Source organism: Frankia sp. Cppng1_Ct_nod, assembly GCF_920656135.1.
Lineage (GTDB): Bacteria > Actinomycetota > Actinomycetes > Frankiales > Frankiaceae > Protofrankia > Protofrankia meridionalis.
The window spans coordinates 77,094-95,130 of the sequence record NZ_CAKKTK010000002.1 but is presented as its reverse complement, the minus strand read 5'-3'; the positions used below and the strand labels follow the sequence as shown (position 1 = coordinate 95,130).

Annotated in this window: 19 protein-coding genes and 1 pseudogene; 4 read left to right on the top strand and 16 right to left on the bottom strand. The window is 68.3% G+C overall.

The window, feature by feature from the left end:
* Nucleotides 1–24: 24 nt before the first annotated feature.
* The 6 genes from smpB to NBW77_RS01200 all read right to left on the bottom strand — a co-directional run bounded on the left by smpB (nucleotide 25) and on the right by NBW77_RS01200 (nucleotide 5,840).
* Nucleotides 25–504, bottom strand: a complete 480-nt coding sequence (gene smpB, locus NBW77_RS01225) for an SsrA-binding protein SmpB (protein ID WP_250279160.1) — start codon at nucleotides 502–504, stop codon at nucleotides 25–27.
* A 108-nt stretch (nucleotides 505–612) separates the two neighbouring features.
* Nucleotides 613–1,485 carry a permease-like cell division protein FtsX gene (gene ftsX, locus NBW77_RS01220; protein ID WP_131745752.1) on the bottom strand — a complete coding sequence of 291 codons (873 nt, stop codon included), beginning with the start codon at nucleotides 1,483–1,485 and terminating at the stop codon, nucleotides 613–615.
* Nucleotides 1,486–1,496: 11 nt separating this feature from the next.
* Entirely contained in the window at nucleotides 1,497–2,186 is a 690-nt protein-coding gene (gene ftsE, locus NBW77_RS01215) for a cell division ATP-binding protein FtsE (protein ID WP_131745751.1), read from the bottom strand.
* A 582-nt stretch (nucleotides 2,187–2,768) separates the two neighbouring features.
* On the bottom strand, nucleotides 2,769–3,548 hold the full coding sequence (cobA, locus tag NBW77_RS01210) for a uroporphyrinogen-III C-methyltransferase (RefSeq protein ID WP_131745766.1): 780 nt from the start codon (nucleotides 3,546–3,548) through the stop codon (nucleotides 2,769–2,771).
* 252 nt (nucleotides 3,549–3,800) lie between these two features.
* A complete protein-coding gene (locus tag NBW77_RS01205; RefSeq protein WP_250279159.1) occupies nucleotides 3,801–4,703 on the bottom strand; it encodes a hypothetical protein in 903 nt (300 codons plus the stop codon).
* 27 nt (nucleotides 4,704–4,730) lie between these two features.
* Entirely contained in the window at nucleotides 4,731–5,840 is a 1,110-nt protein-coding gene (locus tag NBW77_RS01200) for a TIR domain-containing protein (protein ID WP_165485874.1), read from the bottom strand.
* A gap of 293 nt (nucleotides 5,841–6,133) precedes the next feature.
* Between NBW77_RS01200 and NBW77_RS01195 the strand changes: the two genes are divergently transcribed.
* Nucleotides 6,134–6,583, top strand: a complete 450-nt coding sequence (locus tag NBW77_RS01195; RefSeq protein WP_349816940.1) for a Fic family protein — start codon at nucleotides 6,134–6,136, stop codon at nucleotides 6,581–6,583.
* Nucleotides 6,584–6,615: 32 nt separating this feature from the next.
* On the opposite strand, the gene prfB is transcribed toward NBW77_RS01195, so the two are convergent.
* Nucleotides 6,616–7,716 carry a peptide chain release factor 2 gene (gene prfB / locus NBW77_RS01190; protein WP_131745747.1) on the bottom strand — a complete coding sequence of 367 codons (1,101 nt, stop codon included), beginning with the start codon at nucleotides 7,714–7,716 and terminating at the stop codon, nucleotides 6,616–6,618.
* Between the two features lie 552 nt (nucleotides 7,717–8,268).
* On the opposite strand from prfB, the gene NBW77_RS01185 reads away from it, so the two are divergent.
* A complete protein-coding gene (locus NBW77_RS01185; RefSeq protein ID WP_242605644.1) occupies nucleotides 8,269–9,249 on the top strand; it encodes a hypothetical protein in 981 nt (326 codons plus the stop codon).
* A gap of 69 nt (nucleotides 9,250–9,318) precedes the next feature.
* Here NBW77_RS01185 and NBW77_RS01180 read toward each other — a convergent pair whose 3' ends face one another.
* The 8 genes from NBW77_RS01180 to NBW77_RS01145 all read right to left on the bottom strand — a co-directional run bounded on the left by NBW77_RS01180 (nucleotide 9,319) and on the right by NBW77_RS01145 (nucleotide 14,956).
* Entirely contained in the window at nucleotides 9,319–9,822 is a 504-nt protein-coding gene (locus NBW77_RS01180; protein WP_502799412.1) for a pilus assembly protein TadG-related protein, read from the bottom strand.
* The gene (locus tag NBW77_RS01175) at nucleotides 9,819–10,439 is read right to left on the bottom strand and encodes a hypothetical protein (RefSeq protein WP_349816938.1); all 621 of its coding nucleotides are present in this window, start codon (nucleotides 10,437–10,439) and stop codon (nucleotides 9,819–9,821) included. The genes NBW77_RS01180 and NBW77_RS01175 overlap by 4 nt, the downstream gene beginning before the upstream one ends.
* A complete protein-coding gene (locus tag NBW77_RS01170; protein WP_131745746.1) occupies nucleotides 10,436–10,837 on the bottom strand; it encodes a TadE/TadG family type IV pilus assembly protein in 402 nt (133 codons plus the stop codon). Before NBW77_RS01170 ends, NBW77_RS01175 begins: the two co-directional genes overlap by 4 nt.
* Nucleotides 10,834–11,064: a hypothetical protein gene (locus NBW77_RS01165; protein ID WP_502799416.1), complete on the bottom strand. Its 231-nt coding sequence runs from the start codon at nucleotides 11,062–11,064 to the stop codon at nucleotides 10,834–10,836. Before NBW77_RS01165 ends, NBW77_RS01170 begins: the two co-directional genes overlap by 4 nt.
* Nucleotides 11,065–11,094: 30 nt before the next feature.
* Nucleotides 11,095–12,042 (bottom strand): type II secretion system F family protein, encoded by a 948-nt coding sequence (locus NBW77_RS01160; protein ID WP_131745745.1) that lies wholly within the window; start codon nucleotides 12,040–12,042, stop codon nucleotides 11,095–11,097.
* A 54-nt stretch (nucleotides 12,043–12,096) separates the two neighbouring features.
* Nucleotides 12,097–12,957, bottom strand: coding sequence for a type II secretion system F family protein (locus NBW77_RS01155; protein ID WP_131745744.1), 861 nt, complete (start codon nucleotides 12,955–12,957; stop codon nucleotides 12,097–12,099).
* Complete coding sequence (locus NBW77_RS01150; RefSeq protein WP_131745743.1) at nucleotides 12,957–14,219, bottom strand: TadA family conjugal transfer-associated ATPase; 1,263 nt, start codon at nucleotides 14,217–14,219, stop codon at nucleotides 12,957–12,959. Before NBW77_RS01150 ends, NBW77_RS01155 begins: the two co-directional genes overlap by 1 nt.
* Nucleotides 14,220–14,674: 455 nt before the next feature.
* Entirely contained in the window at nucleotides 14,675–14,956 is a 282-nt protein-coding gene (locus NBW77_RS01145; RefSeq protein WP_165485873.1) for a hypothetical protein, read from the bottom strand.
* Here NBW77_RS01145 and NBW77_RS22205 point away from each other — a divergent pair.
* A pseudogene (locus NBW77_RS22205) lies at nucleotides 14,883–15,251 on the top strand (PAS domain-containing protein); the annotation flags it as partial. The gene NBW77_RS01145 and the pseudogene NBW77_RS22205 overlap by 74 nt on opposite strands.
* A gap of 621 nt (nucleotides 15,252–15,872) precedes the next feature.
* The gene (locus tag NBW77_RS01140) at nucleotides 15,873–16,304 is read left to right on the top strand and encodes a PAS domain-containing protein (RefSeq protein WP_242605643.1); all 432 of its coding nucleotides are present in this window, start codon (nucleotides 15,873–15,875) and stop codon (nucleotides 16,302–16,304) included.
* Between the two features lie 19 nt (nucleotides 16,305–16,323).
* On the opposite strand, the gene NBW77_RS01135 is transcribed toward NBW77_RS01140, so the two are convergent.
* Nucleotides 16,324–17,730, bottom strand: a complete 1,407-nt coding sequence (locus tag NBW77_RS01135; protein WP_250279158.1) for a helix-hairpin-helix domain-containing protein — start codon at nucleotides 17,728–17,730, stop codon at nucleotides 16,324–16,326.
* Nucleotides 17,731–18,037 lie beyond the last annotated feature (307 nt).

Genomic DNA, 18,037 nt, shown 5'->3' with positions numbered 1-18,037 from the left:
TCAGCGCGGGTCGGCACAGGCGAATCAGTCGTCGCGGCCCTTGGCCCGGCGGCCCAGCGCCCGCGAGACCTCGCGGGAGGCGTCCCGCTCGGCGAGCACATGACGCTTGTCATAGGTCTTTCGCCCACGGGCCAGCGCGACCTCCACCTTTGCCCGACCGTCCTTGAAGTAGAGGGCGAGCGGGACGAGGGTCAGGCCGCCCTCCCGCGTCTTGCCGACCAGCTTGGCGATCTCGTCGCGGTGCAGCAGCAGCTTGCGGCGCCGCCGCGGCGCGTGGTTCGTCCAGGTGCCCTCGGTGTACTCGGGGATGTGCATGCCGTGCAGCCATGCCTCCCCGTCGCTGATCTGCGCGAAGGCATCCACGAGGGATGCCCGGCCCGCGCGCAGCGCCTTCACCTCGGTGCCCTGCAGCACCAGCCCGGCCTCGACCGTGTCGAGGATCGTGTAGTCGTGTCGGGCCCGCCGGTTCTGCGCAACCAGCTTCCTACCGGTCTCCTTCGGCACTTTCCGTGTCCCTCTTCCCAGCCAGGTTCCACCAAGGTTACGGGATGCGGTTGGTGCCGGGATCGAGCGATCCAGGCGTACCTCGGACAGGCATACCGGCCGGGCATGTCAGATGCGCAGATGGCGGCGCAGCGCCACCGCGGCCATGCCCGCGGACGCCGTGGTACCGATCAGGAAAACGGTGACGACGGCGGCCCACACCGCGTCCCAGCCGAAAAGAGGAAAGGCGGTCTGCCGGGCGAACCGGTGGTCGACGAGATAGACCTTGCCGACGATCAGCGCCGCCGCGGCGAGCGTCCCGCCGACCATCCCCATGATGGCGCTTTCCAGGACGAACGGCGCCCGGATCGTCCTGTTCGTCCCACCAACCAGACGCATGATCGCGGTTTCCTGTCGCCGCCCGTACGCGGATATCCGGATCATCGTGTAGATCAGCGCGACCATGGAGAACGCCTGCACCGCGGCGAGCACGAACGCGCCGACCGTGAACGCGTCCAGGAACCGGTAGAGCGGTGCCAGCAGCGCACGCTGGTCGCGGACCCGGTCGACACCGTCCCGTCCGGTGTAGTCGTTGATGATCTCCCCGGCCTGGCGGGGGTCGGTGAGAGTAAGCCGCAACGATGCGGGCAGGTCGTTCGCGTTCACCCCGCTGACGACGTCCGGCGAGTTGCGGAAGTCGCGCCTGAAGCGCGCGAAGGCATGCGCCTTGTCCTCGTAGACGACCGACTGCACCAGGGGATCGGCCCGCAGGTCGGCGGCAAGGGTGTCCCGTTCGGCGTCCGAGGCGTTGTCGGTGAGATCGATGACGACCTGGATCCGATCGAGGAGGAACCCGTTGACCGTACGGACCTGGGCCCGCAGCAGCAGGCCGGCGCCGAAAAGCGTAAGGCAGATCGTCACGGTGACGATCACCGCGAGGGTCACGGCCAGGTTGCGTCGCAGACTGGTGCCGACGATCCGCAGGAGCGGACCGATCCGCATGCCACGCATGCCTAGAAAACCAGCCCGTAGACACCGCGAGCCTGGTCACGCACGACCGTCCCGTTCCGAAGCTCGATGACCCGGCGGCGCATGGCGTCCACGAGGCTGGCGTTGTGCGTGGCCATGACGACGGTCGTGCCGGTCCGGTTGACCGTGTCCAACAACCTCATGATCTCAAGACCCGTGGCCGGGTCGAGGTTGCCCGTCGGCTCGTCCGCGAGTAGGACCTGCGGACGCCCGGCAAATGCCCGGGCGACCACGACTCGTTGCTGCTCACCGCCGGAGAGTTCGTCGGGGTAACGATCCGCTTTGCCGGCGAGTCCGACCAGGTCGAGGACTTCGGGTACAACAGTGCGCGTGACGTGCCGCGGCCGCCCGGTAACTTCCAGGGCGAAGGCGACATTGCCTGCGACGGTCCGGTCCGGCAGCAGCCGATAGTCCTGGAACACGCAGCCCACCTGCTGACGCAACAGCGCCACCCGGCGGTTGGGGATGCGGGTCACGTCACGGCCGCCCACCTCGACCACGCCCGCGGTGGGCCGCTCCTCCCGCAGCAGCAGCCGAAGGAAGGTGGACTTGCCCGAGCCTGACGGGCCGACCAGGAAGGTGAACTCCCCCGCGGCGATCTCGACGCTGACGTCGTCCAGCGCGGGACGCGCAGCCGCTGGGTACCGCTTGGTCACCGACGTCATGCGAATCACGATTGATGCTCCTAGCATCCATATCGACACTCTGGGTTAATAATGGATGCTAGTCCCGTCCTTCGCCAGTACTCCTGAAGCATGACGGGTGCGGTGTCGCGCGCGACAGCGTACGGTAGGGTTCGAAACTCCGCGTCGCCTGCCGCGTCCCCCTGCCGCCATCCGCCCACACCGGCGAACGGCTGCCGGTCAGGGCCTACGCATCCGGGTAACAGCGAGACCAGTGGGTAGGCCGACAGCCACAGCCATCCAAACCGTGACGGAACTTTCCCGAACCGCCAGACATTGTGCGGGTCAGCCCATGAAAACGACGACTCGCCGAACGGACGCAAGGAGGTCGACGGCATGTGCTGTGAGGACCTGGTATGCGCCCGGTGTGCCGGACCGGTGGCCGAGGCACGGTGCCCGTCCTGCCGGTCCGCCCGCGATTCGCTGCACCACACGTCCTTTGCGATCACCCCGCAGACGCTGCTCGTCGTTCTGTCAGTATTGGTGTTGCTTTGCCTACTGGCCGCCCGCCATATTTGAAACCGGCGGGATACCGATGAGAACAACCTGCTGCCGGATGCCGGGAGCGGAAGATCAGGTGAGTTTGTCGCGCAGGGCGACAACATCGCCGATCACAATGACGGACGGCGACTCAATACCGGCATCCGAGGCCAGACTGGCGATATCGGCGAGCGGTCCGGTCACCACCTGCTGATCACCACCGTTCCTGCTGTGGATCACAGCGGTCGGGGTTGACCGCGCCCGGCCCCGCTTGATCATCTCGGCCGCGATCCGCGCCAACGCGCCCACGCCCATCAGGACGACGACCGTCCCGGCGCCGGTTGCCACCGCATCCCAGTCGACCGTCGAACCGGGATGGGACGGATCCACATGACCGGAGACGACCGTGACGTCCTGGGTGATCCCACGGTGGGTGACCGGGATGCCGGCGAGCGCCGGGACCGCCACCGCGCTCGTCACCCCCGGTACGACCTCCCAGGGCACCCTGGCCTCCGCGCAGGCCAGCGCCTCCTCGCCACCGCGGCCGAAGACGAACGGATCGCCTCCCTTGAGGCGCACCACCCCGAGGCCTCGCCCGGCCCGGTCCACGACCAGCCTGTTGATCTCCTCCTGGGTGAGGTTGTGACCATGCGGCTCCTTGCCCGCGTCCACGATCTCGACCTCGGGCCGCAGGTCGTCGAGCAGCGCCCGCGGGGCCAGCCGGTCGACGACCACCACGTCCGCCCGGCGCAGGAGCTCAAGGCCCCGGACAGTGATCAGATCAGGACGTCCCGGGCCGCCGCCGACAAGCGCCACCCACCCGGCCCTGCCATGACGCGTGTCCGGGTGTGTGTCCGGGTGTGTGTCCGACATCCGCGCCGGCTGGTCGGTGTCGGCCGTCCGGTCCGTACCCGTCTCGGTCTGGTCGATCTCGGTCTCGGTCTCGGTCTGGTCGGTCTCGGTCTGGTCGGTCTCGGTCTGGTCGCTCTGGTGGCTTTCGGCAGTCGGGTCCGTCTCGAAGCTGTCCACCGTCCCAGAGTCTCCCAGTGACTCCGGCCGCGCGACAAACATCATGATCGAGCCGGCAGGTCGGCAGGTCGTCAGGCAGAGCGGAGCGGCGGACCGTCACGCCGAGCCGCGCCCGGCGATGCGGCGCAGGCCCCGCAGCACCAGCGCAACCATCTCGTCGACGTCGTCCGTGGTGAACAGCGCCTCGTTCTCAGCCCGGTCAAGACCGTTGGCCAGGCTGTCAGGACCGGCCGCCCGCAGTTCGCCGAGCAGACCTTCGTAGTCGGCCGGCGTACCGGCCCGGGCGGCCTCCGCCACGAGATCGGCATACTGCGGCCGGGCCGCGATCTGACTCTCCAGATCAAGATCATGTGGATGCCCGCCCAGCACCGCGGAGATCACCCGCTCGGTACAGCCGCCGAACCCGCCGAGCAGGAACAGCGGCCGGCCCGCCCGCAGGGTCAGCACGGCTTCCTCCAGCAGACCGGGGTAGAGGCCCGAACCGACGATGACACCACCGCCGAGCATGACCCGTACGCCGGTCTCGGCGGCCATCCGCTCGCGCATCGCGGTCAGGCAGCGGGTCCGTTTCCAGCGGGCCGTCACCGTCGTCACCTCGCCGCGCAGATCCGGATCGTCGAGGCTGATGTCCGGCGGCGGGGCGACACCGACGACCGTGGCCACATCGACGACCTCGGCCTGCTCGTCCACGCCGAACCGGAGGAACAGATGCCACGCGAGGTAGTCGGTGACCCGTTGCGGCCCGGGTCGACCGGGCAGGTCGTAGGTGTCCACGAGGTCGAACAGCGCCCGGGTGTAGCCGCCGGGTCTGAGGTCACCGCCGTAGGCGAGGGACCCGCCTGCGGCCAGGACATGCCGCGCGAGCTCGACGAAGGCGTGTTGCTGGTGCGGCATTCCCATACCCCGACCGGCGAGATCAGGACTGTCCGAAATGGAGACCGCCACCCGGAGGTCCACAAGCAAGGATGTCACTGCGACCTCCCGGTCCACCGTTGCCACCACGTCTCCTGTCATCAGGACGAGTCATCAGGACGAGAACAGCATCGTCGGTGTCACTGGTCGCAGCGAGCTGTCGAGCTCGGCCAGCAACCTCGTCTCCTCCGCGCCCAGAGGTGGATCAGGATATAGAAGATCGACAAACTGCCCGGTCCCGGTAGAGAACCGCGGAATGTCGAGGAGGCTCAGCAGTTCGGGCGGCCGGGCCAGCAGCAGCGGCGGCAGGGCTACACCATGCTTGCCGCAGATCTCGGCTGCCCGTAACGGGAAGTACCTGTGCCTGAGCGCCTCCGTCAGAAGTACCCCCACAAGCCTGTCCAGAACACTGCGCGAACCGTCATACCAACGGACGGCGGGAACATTTCCGAGATACGGGAAGGTCCTCACCGATCCGTCCCTCATCGCATCCAGGACGACTACCGGCATGGACCCTCGTTTCGCGCCGAGAAACTCCCGCTGGCACCACAGCCGTGCGCTGTACGAGTCCGTGTTCACCGCAAGCAGCGGAGAACCCATGGCCGCGGTATCAAGAATATCGGCAAACCGATCTCCACCGGCAATATGATGTGCGTCCAGAAAGTCGTCGACATCGGTTTCAAGGCGGAGATGACGGCTCACCTCCCTCGCGATGTCGCCACCGTCCCTGGAGGCATAGCTGACGAAGACCCGCACTGGGTCCGAATTGCCGATCTGGCGGCATACCCGGTGCAGGACGTGGTTCAGGAAAACCTGTTCACGAAGATCCACCGGTACGCTGTGCAGATCAACGACATCGACCTGGGTCAATGCCGGGATCCGGGCGAAGTTCGGAGTGAGCGAGAACGGCAGAAACCAGTTACCGGATCCGGAACCCGCAGTACGTACCAGTTCCGCGAGGTAGTCCTGCCAACCGGCGCTCACCAGCCCGTTGTCGACGAGCAGCACGACAAGGTTGCGTTCCGACCGGTCAAGGTTCACAACTGGCGGCGTCGCCACAAGCCAGGGCGTCTCAGGGGACTCACCCGCCGACCAGTGCCGGACCGGCACCCCCAGCGAACGGATGTTGGGATGCGACGGGTCAGCCTCCAGGTGGGTGAAGACCGCGTGCGCCAGCTTGTCCGCCTCGGCGCCGCCGGAACGCCAGACCACGTGTACGGCCACGGGAGACCGCCTGGCGGGGGTTACCAACGGTCATCAATCGGATCCCGATGCACTCCGGAACAATAGCCTGACTACCGGGGAAGTAGCGGACGTATCGGTATTCAGTCCGCCGACCGCCCCAGGCCCATAGGTGCGTAGGCCCGCAGGCGCGCCCCGACCAGGTACGCGTTGACCGCGTCCCTGTCGGGTCGGTCTGGGTCGGGTCGGTCTGGGTCGGGTCGGTCGGGCAGCGGGTCAGCCCTCTACCCACTGGCCGACCAGGCCGGGACCGTCGCCGAAGTTGCTCTGCTCTAATTAGATGTGGCCGAACTCAGCAACTTCGCCGCATCGGGCTCCACGGCCGCCCGCAGGAACCGGCGCGGATGCGCGACTGGCTGGACGAGGTCCAGGCGGTCACCACGGACGACGGCCGCCATCTCATGGAGCGCCTCGGACACATCCATGCCACCTTCGAACGGGTACATCCATTCCTCGACGGAAACGGCCGTACCGGGCGGCTCCTGCTGAACCTGCTGCTGTGCCGGCTCGGCTACCCGCCGCTTGTCCTCGCCCGCCGCGACCGTGACCGCTATCTGAAGGCTCTCCGCCAGACGGACGCGGGGAGCCCGGGGATGCTTGGCGAAATGATCGCCCGCGGGGTGCTGGACAACCTCTACCGGTTCGTGGTGCCGACTGTGGGCGAGCGAGTACCTGGCATCACGGCATCAGCGACTTGGCCTCTGACCACGGCTGCCCGCCCATGACCACGGCTGCCCGCCCGCTGTCTGGATACGGGTCAGGAATTGCCTTCGCTGGTGCGCCGCCAGCGGATCTCCGCGTCGATGAAGTCGTCGATGTCGCCGTCCAGCACCGCCCCGGTACCGGACGTCTCCACGTCGGTCCGCAGGTCTTTCACCATCTGGTACGGATGCAGGACGTAGTTACGGATCTGCGAGCCGAAGGACACGTCCTGCGGGCCGCCGGTCAGCCGCTGCTTTTCGGCGGCCTCCTCGGCACGGCGGCGTTCCAGCAGCTTCGCCTGGAGCACCATCATGGCCGCGGCCTTGTTCTGTAGTTGGCTGCGTTCGTTCTGGCAGGTCACGACGATGTTGCTGGGCAGGTGGGTGATTCGCACCGCTGAGTCGGTGGTGTTGACGCCCTGCCCACCCGGCCCGGACGAACGGAAGATGTCGATCCGCAGTTCCTTGTCGTCGATCTCGACGTGGTCGGACTGCTCGACCGCGGGCGTCACCTCGACCCCGGCGAACGAGGTCTGCCGCCGGTTCTGGTTGTCGAACGGGCTGATCCGCACCAGCCGGTGGACGCCGTGCTCGCTACGCAGCGTCCCATAGGCGTACGGCGCCTTGATCTGGAACGTCGCGGACTTCAGACCCGCCTCCTCCGCCTCGGAGGTGTCGAACACCTCGGTGGCGTGGCCGTGCCGCTCGGCCCACCGCATATACATGCGCAGCAGCATCGCGGTCCAGTCGGCCGCATCCACACCACCGGCGCCGGCCGACAGCTGGATGATCGCGTCACGCTCGTCGTACTCACCGGACAGCAGCGTGCGGACCTCGAGCGTGGAGATGTCCCGGGCGAGCGTCGGCATGTCCCCCTCGGCCTCGGCGAGCAGGTCGTCGTCCCCGAGATCGATGGCGGCGATCAGGTCATCGAGACGCCGGCGCAGCGCTTCCACCCGCGAGAGGTCCCCACGTACCGACGAAAGCCGGCGGGTGACAGCCTGGGCACGGTCCTGGTCACTCCACAGCTCGGGATCGGCTGCCTCGTGCTCAAGGTCGGCGGCGCGGCGCCGGAGACTTTCAAGATCAAGAACTGCTTCGATGCCCGCGAGCGTCGCGTCGAGAGCCTTGATCTCCTCTGTGAAGTCGGCGGCCATGAGACCTACCTTACCGTCGGGCGCGCGGGTACCCTCGCCGCAATACCGATCTTGCTGTGGCCGCGGGCGTGGGCACAGCCGTGGCCGCAGTGAGCACGAGCGACCGGCACGAGCGACCGGGTGCGCTCCGGGTGCGTCCGGCGAACCCGGGATGCGGGTCCGCACCGGCAGGCGCACCCTCATCGCGAAACGTCACCCATCGGAAACGAAATCGACCGCATCGCAATACCGACGAAACACGGTTACGCGCCGGTAATTCACTCCAGTTCAACATGCGCTCCGCTGAGCCCCCATTGCGCGAAGAGAGACGTAGCGCACATCCGAACCTGCTCGCCACAGGAGCGGCAGCGTTTCCCAAAGGCTATCTTTGACTGCCAGTGGCCACTTCGGTCCGGAAAGTGGTGATACTCGGGTGCCGTTCCATCCAAGGTCAGAATCAACCCTGGTCAGCGCTGGGAAACCGCACGCCGTCCCGTCACTTTTCACGCGGGATGGCGACAGCGCCCTCGCGGCAGAAGCCCTCGCGACAGAAAGAGCACAGAGGAAACCGACGTGCCTGACGCTGCCGACCGATGCGGGCTGTTCGTCCCCCGTGGGGCGGAGGTCCCCGCGATGAACGACCAGGCCCTCGTCAGCACCGGCGATCTGTATGAAAGCTGTACCCGGACGCTGGAACGGACACTCGAGGAGTACGAGACGTCCGACCTGGCCGACATCACAACCCTGCTGACGCCACTGGAACAGACCACCCGCATGGTGCCCCGTGCCCGACGGCTACGAGGGTCAGCCGCGCTGGACTGGATGCGGTTGCACGCAGCCGTCACCGCCACCATGGCAGGCGCAGCCTACGACCGGGGCCGCCACAGCGACGCGGTGTCGCTGGCTGATCGAGCAGCGACAGTGGCACGGGCCGCGGGTGACAGCGCGCTCGCCGGCCGTTCGCTGGCGGTACGCGCCCGCGTGGTACGCCAGCACAGCCCGGCGGTGGCGCTGCAACTCGCCGGGGCTGCTGGCCGCATCGCCGGTACGAGCCCCGCCCGAGCAATGATCACCGGTAAGGTCACAGCCGGTTCGTATGCCGCCGTCGGCGATGTCACCGGGGTTCGCAACGCGGTGACCCGCGCCTGGAAGATCATGGAAAAGCTCGACGCATCCACGCAGGGACGTCCGGGATTCGCCCTCGACACCTACTCCCCCGCGGATCTGGCGCTCGCCTGCGCTGAGGCGCTGACCACCGTCGGGGTCCCCGAAGAGGCGACACCCCACCTTGAACGAGCCGCCGCACTGATCGCGGACAGTGGCCAGACCGGGATGATCGTCGCGGTGCACATGGCCCGGGCCCGGACAGTGCTCGCCCGTGACCGTCCGAACCTCGACGAAGCCGAGAACCACGTCGCGCACGCGGTCACGTTGTCCGCGCAACGCCCGGCGGAATGGGTCGCCCGGCTGGTCCGCGACATCTCCGCGCTCGCCGGCAGACGGACCGGCCATCACATGGACGACCTGGTCGCCGCCACCAGCGCCTGGTCCTGACCAGCGCCTGCCCCTGGCCTGCTCCTGCTCCGCTCCTGACCAGCGCCGCGCGACCGCCTGCCACGCGCGTCACGGGACGGGCGCACGGACGAGTGACTGGGCGTCCGCGCTGGCCGTGACGGTGACCGGGCCGATCCCGAGGATGGTAACCACCGGCAGGTCCACCGTGCGGGTACCGGTCACCCGGACCGTCGTCGGGTTCAGCAGTTCGGCGGTCAGCACCGTCCGCCCGGACGGATCAGCGTCGGTCTGGTACTGCGCAACGGTCGCGGCGACATCCGTCAGGGGCAGCCGTTCGAAGTTCTGGGTCGCGGTGTAGATCGCGGTCTCGTTGACGCTCTGTGCCGCGGCGAGCGCGGCACCATCCGCCGCGGAGGCCACCGAACGCCTGGCCAGATACACCGCCGAGACGTCGGCCACGACAATCGCCAACATCAACGCGACGACGACATAGCCAAGCGTCAGGATCAGTATCGTCCCCGCGTCCTGGCGGGATCCGGCGCACGCGGCGTCGGTGGAACCTGCCCGCAAGGCGCCGGTGGAACCTGCCCGCAGCCTGTGGCGTCGGCTCACGGGATGGTCCGGTTGCGACGGTAGGCGTCCACCACCACGACGAATTTTCCGTTCACGGTGATGTCCGCGAGCCCGGTGAACAGCTGCGCCGTCCCGGGCAGCGCGGCAACGGACCGGACGCACACGACAAACCGGGAGCCCGGAGCGAGCGACGCGGCCCCGTCGCCGGGGTCTCCAGCACCGCAGTCCGCGCCCTCGGACGCGAAGCGGAGCTCCGGCGCGGCATCGAGCCCCTGGTCGGCGAAAGCCAACTGGGCGGCCACCTGTGCCCGCTGGACGGCCTGATCCTCACTGTCCGCGGTCGCGTAGGCGCGGCCGGCCGCCCGGGCCGCCTGGGTCACCGCGAACGCGGAACGCTGAACCGCGAAGACGCTGAGGAAGAAGTAGACGAACGGGAGCAGCAGCAGCACCGACAGCCCGACGAATTCGATCAGCGCGGAGCCGGCGTCGTCACGCAGGCGTGGACGCCGCCCGCGCCCGCCCCGCACCGGCCACCGCAGGCACGCCCGGCCCCACACCCGCGGGCCGTTGGCTTCGCCCCGGACAGGGACGGCGACCTGGACTGCGACCTGGACTGCGACCTCGACGGAGGCCTCGACGGGAACAGTCGAGTTCACGGCGTCTCCTGCACCGCGTGTCCGACAACGCTGATCGTCGTGCTCGCGCCCAGCGGCACGAGGGTCAGCGGTACGGAAACCTGGCAGTGCACCTCGACCAGCGGCACCCCGGCCGGCCCGGTCACCGCGTTGCTGGTGCAGTTACCGGCCGTGTTACCCGGGACGGACGAAGTGATCAGCTGCTCGGCGTACGGACCGCCCGAGTCGGGTGCGGCGTTCAGGTTCGCCGCGTGCCGGGCGCCCTCAGCCGCATCGGCGGCAAGGGTGTTGCGAATGTGCAGCACAATGCCGACCTGCACCACACCCAGGAACAGAAACAGCAGCAACGTCCCGACCAGCACGAACTCGACGACAGCCGATCCACGGTCCGCCACCGGCGCCGGACCGGACGCGGTCATTTACCGCCGGTCACGGAGTTGATCGCATTGCTGAAGGCGTCGTTCAGCGCCGGGCCCGCGATTGCCAACAAGGCCACCACCAGAGCGGCCGTCATGACCGTGACCATCACCCAGCCGGGCACGTCACCGCGGTCACCGCGGGTACGCCGCCCGGCCCGGGACGCCTGTTCCCATATCTGTTCCCGTGCCGAGATCCACCGGCTCACTGCCACCACCAGACCATGCACAGCCAACAACTCCTCCGGATAGATACATCGTCATTGCGCATTGAAGGTCAGACTCACGATCGCCGGATAGAAAGCGAAGATCACGGTAGTCGGCAGAACAAAGAACACGACCGGCACCATCATCGCGATCTCCTTGCGGCCGCCGGCCTCCAGCAGCTGGCGTTTGCCCGCCTCGCGGACGTCGACCGCCTGCGCCCGCAGTACCTCCGCCAGCGGGGTGCCGCGCTCGATGGCCACGGCCATGCCGTCGACGAACCGGGCAAGGGAGGCGACCGTCGTCCGGCTGGCCATCCCCTCCAGCGCCTGCACCAGGGTGGCGCCGGCACGGGCGTCGGCAAGGGCCGACCGCAGCTCGCGGCCGAGCTCGCCGTGTGACAGTCGACTCACCCGCTCCAACGCGCCGATCGGGCTCTCTCCCGCGGTCACCGCCAGCGCGAGCAGTTCGGCCACGGTCGGGAACTCGATGAGGATCTTCTCCTCGCGTTCCCGGATCGCGCGGCCGAGCCACCAGTCCCGTCCGAGGATCCCGCCCGCGACACCGGCGACCACCAGGGCGACACCGACGATCGGAGGCGGTCCGAAGCCTGACAGTGCCCGCACCAGCAGCAGGAAGGCGCCGAGAAGCGCACCCACGGCCGCGCAGATCACCTGCTGGATCCGGAACTCCTCACTCGACGTCCGTCCGCCGGCCTGGGTGAGGCGCCGCTGCAGGGCGGAACGTCCACCGAGGAAACGGTCGAGCCGCCGTGCCGCGTCGTTGACAAACGGCCGCAGCAACGCCTCCAGCCCGCTGCGCGAGGATGCCCCGGACCGCGTGCGGTCCGCGAGCAGCCGGGACTGTGACGGGGTGTCGCGCAGGTAGGGGTCGATCCGGTCGGCGAGCCGAATCCGCCGGGCGGTCGGCGACCGCAGGACGACGATCACCAGTCCGACCCCGCCGAGCAGGCCGAGCAGGCCGCCTGTCGCGGCCGGGCTCATGATGCCCTCGCGGTGCGCTCATGGCATGCTCGCGGCGCGCTCATGGTCGCGGGCTCATGGCCGCAGCACCCGGCCTTCCTCGGGCAGCCGCCCGATCCGCTTCATGAGCAGGTACGCCAGCATCGACACCCCACCGCCGGCCCCGAGCACGGCGACGCCGGTCGGGCTGTCATAGGCGCGCACGGTGTCCCCACGGGTTGCCAGCAGCAGCAGGACGGCCCATGGGGCGGCGAGCGCGAGGCGGGCGGCATTGACCGTCCAGCTCTGCCGGGCCTCCAGTTCGGCTCGGGTCCGCGCGTCCTCCCGCAGGAACGTCGACAAGGTCCGCAGCAGCCGGCCCAGATCGGTGCCGCCGACTTCCCTCGCCATCCGCAACGACTCGATGATCCGGTCCGCGATCGGGTCCGCGAGGTCGTCCGCGAGCCGGTCGAGGCTTGCCGAGAACGACCCGGTGGCCCGGTAGTCCTCGCCGAAGCGGGCGAAGGCGGGACGCAGCGGAGCCGGACCGCGCACGCCCACGGACGCGAGCCCCTCTGGCAGGGACATCCCGGCCCGTACCGCGCTGGCCAGGTTGTCAACGACGTCCGGCCACAGTTCCCGCAGGTCGTGTACGCGCGTGTGACGGCGTCGCAGCACCATCGTGCGCGGCAGTAGCGCCGCGAACAGGAAGAACGCCGCGGCGAGCGACCAGGTGGCGGTGAAGGCCAGCACGGTCAGACCGACCAGCGACCCGACCCCGATGCTGATCATGACGAACTGGTCGGGGCTGACTCCCGGAATACCCGCCTGGGCGAGCAGCTCCCGGGTTCGCCTCCGCCACTTCGCCGCGCCGGGATTGCGCGAGGCACGCGGACTCCCGCTGACGACGACGAGGAACAGCCCGAGGCCGAGAAGCAGACCGAGGAAGATACCCATCAGCGCTCCACCGCGATCTCACCCCGGGCCCGTTCGCGGTCGGTCGCGGCGAGCAGGGCGGGCAGGTCGTAGCCGGCGCGGGCGAACCGGTCGGCGTGGGGCGGATATCCGTCGGCTCGGATCAGGGTGTCGCCACGCGACCGGTAGATCTGCGCGACCTCGATGACGTCCCCCTCGGTGCGGCCCGGCAGCGAGACGATCTCGGTGACGCGCCGGCGCCCGTGGGCGTCCTTGGTCAGGTGGACGACGAGGTCGACGCTGGCCGCGACCGTCGGCACCACAAAGGCGTGGCTGACGTTCTCCCCGGCGAGCAGCGGGAGGGTGCACAGTTTGGTGATTGCCTCACGGGCCGAGTTCGCATGCAGGCTGCACATCCCGGGCAGGCCCGAGTTCAGGGCGATCAGCAGGTCGAGAGCCTCCTCCTGGCGGACCTCCCCGACGATGATGCGGTCGGGGCGCATCCGCAGCGCCTCCTTGATCAGACGTCGCAGCCGGATCTCGCCGGTGCCCTCCAGGTTGGCCTGACGGGTCTGCATGGCCACCCAGTCCGGAGCCCGGAGCTTGAGCTCGAAGACCTCCTCGCAGGTGATGACCCGCTCCCGGCCGGGAATCGCCGAACCCAGGCAGTTGAGCATCGTGGTCTTGCCCGCCTGGGTCCCGCCCGCGACGATGATGTTCAGCCCGGACCCGACAGCGGCCTCCAGGAAAGCCGCCGCCGACGGAGTGATCGTCGCGAAACCGACGAGTTCCTCCATGCTCGCGGCGGACAGGATGAACTTACGAATGTTGACCGACCAGTGGACCCGGGTGACGTCCGGGATGACCACGTGCAGGCGCGAGCCGTCCGGCAGCGTCGCGTCCACGAACGGGGTGGACAGATCGACCCGGCGCCCGGAACTCTTCAGCATCCGTTCGACGAGGTCCGCCACCTGGTCGGCCGTGAGGATCGTCGTCGTCAGTTCGCTGCGCCCGTTACGGGCGACAAAAACGCGTCCGGGTTCGTTGATCCAGATTTCTTCCACGGTCGGATCGTCGAGATGGCGCTGCAACGGCCCGAATCCCGCGACCGCGTCATGCACGAGCCGCGCGGTGGTGGCGCGGTCGACAATCGCGGGCAGGTCACTGGTAAGCGCTCGTTCCTCATAATCACCGAGGACGTCCTCGACGAGCTGGCGGATCTGGGTGGGTTCGCGAACCGGGTCGAGCGAGCGGCGCCGGACCAGTTCACGCACTTCGGTCTCGACGAGTGAAGTTGCGTCCATCCAGCCGCCGCGTGCCGCCACAGAAAACCCGATCCCCCCGGTCGCACGTCTGCCTTCGATCCGGACAATTACCACGAAGAGTAGGAAGTGGGCCGCGCCCTATCAAGTCCCCACCCTCCGGATCCCCCGGACCTCCGGCAACAATATTTGCACAACCATCACATGCCACCCGCACCGCCCCCGGGGCAACCCGCGGCGAGACGAAACCGATCACACATTCGATCAGGTGATCGCTACTTTCCGTATTGGGCGACGATCGGGCTGCCAACGCATGAACGAGACAGCCGTCAGTTCTTCGGGAAATCACCCGGAGCGACCGTCATCACCCGAAACCGCCCGGGGTACAAGCGACGCCCGGCCGATCGGGAGAGAAACACCTGGAACGAATTCCGATGGGGGCCGACAGCTGGCGCTAACCTTCAGATGTCCGTAGCCGGACGGCGCGCATCAACCAGTTACGCGCGCCGGTTCCAGCCGGCGAAAATACCTGAAGTCCACCAGTCGCGCAACCGGCTGCCGAAACCGGCATCCGGGTGCCAACACCATGCCCCATCCGCCGCCGAGAAGGGTTGACGTGCAGACTCAGCTACCCTGGAGATGCTCTGGATCATCGCCTGGCGCATCGGACGGTCCAGCGGACCGTCCCGGAAACGGACTTCAGCGATGATCGAAAATAGGGGTGGAACTGATACACCAGAGTTTTTCAATGCTGGCTGGGAAATGTTCACGATGCTCACCCGGAACTGTCCGATTGCGGTATTCGCGACCGACACTGCCGGCCGCCATACTTTCGTCAGCCAGCGCTGGTGCGATCTGACAGGAATCATCGAGCAAGAAGCCCTGGGATATGGCTGGGAACGCGCCGTCCATCCGGCGGACCTACCCGGTATTCGCAGGCAGTGGCGAAGAGCAATAATTCATGGTAACGCTCTGTGGACACGGCTCCGGCTGGTGCGACCAGCCGGCGAAACACGCGATGTGATCATGTATGCCGTGGGGACGCCGTCCCCGGACGGCCGGCGCCGCTGCTTCGTCGGGACGCTGACCGCCTTCCTACCGCCACTGTCATGGCCACCGCTGGCATGGCCACCGGCTCCGGCTGTCGGACCCACCGACCCACCGAACCGGCGCGAGGACCTCGGGTCCCTACCCGCACGATCGTCGGAGCGCGAGCACCCCGACGTCCGAAGCCCTGAAATCCGCAACCTCGACATCCGCGGCTGGGTGCCGGGCCGCCGGGTCGCGCAGGGGTACGGCTGGTCATCGGTCCCGGCAGACCGCCCTACCGGCGCGGCAGATCGCGTCCCACCCGCCACGGGCAGACCGAACCGGAACGGTGCAGGGCACCCGACGGGACGCCTGATCGGAGGTCACCGGGCCCCGCACCCCAGCGGAACTCCCGCGGCCGGCCGCGGCACAGGTACGCCTGCACCGCAGCCCGGGTCCTGCCATGGCACCGACGCCGCGGTGGCACGGAACATGCCCGTCCTTCCTCGGCACCCGTCGCGATCCCAGCCCGCCGTCCAGAGGCCGGAACCTGACCCGCGCCTCGCCTCGCGAGACCTGGGCCGAGAACCCCGATCCGTACCCGGTGGAGCGCATGACGATCCACCGGGTCCCCACAACGCCTGTGGCTGTCTTTTCGACGAGCTGATGCGCGTCCACGGGGCCTGTCACGATCGTGACGACAGGCTCGAAATACTACTCGCGACCCTCCCCAGCTCCGTTCTCATGGCCGACGGCGACGCAAGGGTGGTCGCGGTAAACCAGAACTTCTGCGACCTGTTCGAACTTGCCGACGCCCCCGCAGACCTGATCGGTGTCGACTGCCGGACCGTGGCCCGTCCGGTGTGCACCCTGGTGGAGGACCCCTCAGGGTTCGCTGCCCGGCTCGACCTGCTGCTACGCAGACGGCGCAAGGTCCGGGACGAGGAGGTGATGTTCTCCGACGGACGCGTGTTCGCGCGCAGCCACATCCCGGTTTTCAACGGGGATGTCTACGGCGGGCACCTGTGGCTCTACGTGGACATCACCGACCGTCGAATCCTCGAAGCCGAGACCGAATGGCTAATCTCGGAAACATGATCTTTCGTGACCGTGGGCGTCAGGCGGTGCCGCTGTAATGGCGCTCGTACAGCGAGCGCGCCTGACCCACCCAGTCGTCCGGGACGATCCGGTCGCCGAACCCGTCGAGGATGCGGACGAGCCTGTCCACCCCGTCGTCGTCGAGCTCGGCAAGCTGGCGGAAGCTGGCGATACCGAGCGCGTGCAGGCGCGCCTCCACGACCGGGCCGATCCCCACGATCTCCTTCAGGTTGTCCCGCCGGCCACCGGACTCCTCCACCGACGCGGCGGCCGGGAAGTCGCCGGGCGTCGACGTCAGCCCCGCAGGCGCGGCCGAGCCGGGCAGCGCCGCGCAGCGCTGCCCGGGGTACTCCCCGGGCACCCGCCGGGCGGTCTGCACCGGGACCACACCGGCGAGCGCCGGGTCCCTACCATCGAAGTCGAAGTCATCGCCGAAGTCCTCCTGAGCGCCGGTGTTTGCGCGATCAGCGTTTACCTCCTGGCCGTTGACCTCGCTCTCCCCACGGTCGGACCCGGCGTCCCCACGGTCGATGGCGGCGTCCCCACGGTCGATGGCCGTCACACTCTGCTCGGTCTGACTCATCCGGGCCAGCAGCCGTACCTTCTCCGCCGCCCATTCGGCCTGGTGGCGGTCAAGCCTGGTGGTCATCGTCGCGACCTGGCGCTGCGCGGCCTCCGCCTCGGTGCGGGCCATCGCCAGCCGGGAGGAGAACTTCGCCGCCCGTCCCTCGGCCTCGGCAAGCTGGGTCCGTAGCTGCTCGGCCTCGGCTGCGAGCGCCTCGACCGCCTCGCCCTGACCTGCGGCCGCTTCACCGGATACCGCAATGACCCCGCCGGATCCGCCGACGGTGTCAACGTCCCTCGCTGAACCACCGGCCCCGAGCGCGGCGCGAGCGGCCGGTACCACCACCGCCGGCACGCCGGCCGTCCGGCTGTCATGCCTGTCGGCCTGCACCTGCGCCTGCGTAAGGGCCTGCGCCTGCGTAAGGGCCTGCTCGATCATGCGCACCCGCTCACCGGCCGCGGTGACCTGCCGCTCGGCAGCGGTCATCCGCAGCTCGGCGGCGCCGACACGTCGCTCGTACCGGGCAGCCTGCTGCTCAGCGGTTGCCAGCCGGGCCGTGAGCTCCGCCTTGTCCAGCGCGGACTCGTCCTCCTGGCGTCGCAACCGGATACTCAGTTCGTTGACCAGGGCCGCCGAAGCAACCTCCGAGCTGTGGGTCGGCACCGTGACGACGGTCTCGGACTCCCCGACGTCCACGCAAGCCACACCGTTGTCGGCGATGGTGCCGGCGGCGGCCAGGGCATGGCGGGCCGCCTCGCTCTGGCGCCGCACCGGGCCGATGAGGAGCACCCAGGTCAGCAGCGCACCGATAATCAGTGCCGCCGCAACGAACACCAGGATCTGGCTGGCGAGGTAGAACACGAACGATCAGCCTCCTTCCCACGGTGCGCTCCATCGAGATCCACACCGGCATGGGTGACGGCCCCGACTGCGTCCGAGGACCTCATCATGACTACGAGAGCTTTCTTCGGATGTGCCGGGCACACCGTGAATCCATCACAAAGTATCGCGAAGCAGTACGACGATCTTCCGCGGCGGCAACGGGCAATTGCGACGCACGACTCAGTCGACGCACCCGGTCACCGTTGTGGACGCCCAGCGCAAACATCCTTCGGTCGATACCGGTAACAGACCATTTCACAGGTGCGTTTTGGACGTCCAGTTACCA

Excerpts from the sequence above, each read along its gene's own strand:
- ftsX (WP_131745752.1), bottom strand. The coding sequence starts at position 1,485 with ATGCGGATCGGTCCGCTCCTGCGGATCGTCGGCACCAGTCTGCGACGC.
- cobA (WP_131745766.1), bottom strand. The coding sequence starts at position 3,548 with ATGTCGGACACACACCCGGACACACACCCGGACACGCGTCATGGCAGG.
- prfB (WP_131745747.1), bottom strand. The coding sequence starts at position 7,716 with ATGGCCGCCGACTTCACAGAGGAGATCAAGGCTCTCGACGCGACGCTC.
- NBW77_RS01170 (WP_131745746.1), bottom strand. The coding sequence starts at position 10,837 with ATGACCGCGTCCGGTCCGGCGCCGGTGGCGGACCGTGGATCGGCTGTC.
- NBW77_RS01160 (WP_131745745.1), bottom strand. The coding sequence starts at position 12,042 with ATGAGCCCGGCCGCGACAGGCGGCCTGCTCGGCCTGCTCGGCGGGGTC.
- NBW77_RS01155 (WP_131745744.1), bottom strand. The coding sequence starts at position 12,957 with ATGGGTATCTTCCTCGGTCTGCTTCTCGGCCTCGGGCTGTTCCTCGTC.
- NBW77_RS01150 (WP_131745743.1), bottom strand. The coding sequence starts at position 14,219 with ATGGACGCAACTTCACTCGTCGAGACCGAAGTGCGTGAACTGGTCCGG.
- NBW77_RS01140 (WP_242605643.1), top strand. The coding sequence starts at position 15,873 with ATGCGCGTCCACGGGGCCTGTCACGATCGTGACGACAGGCTCGAAATA.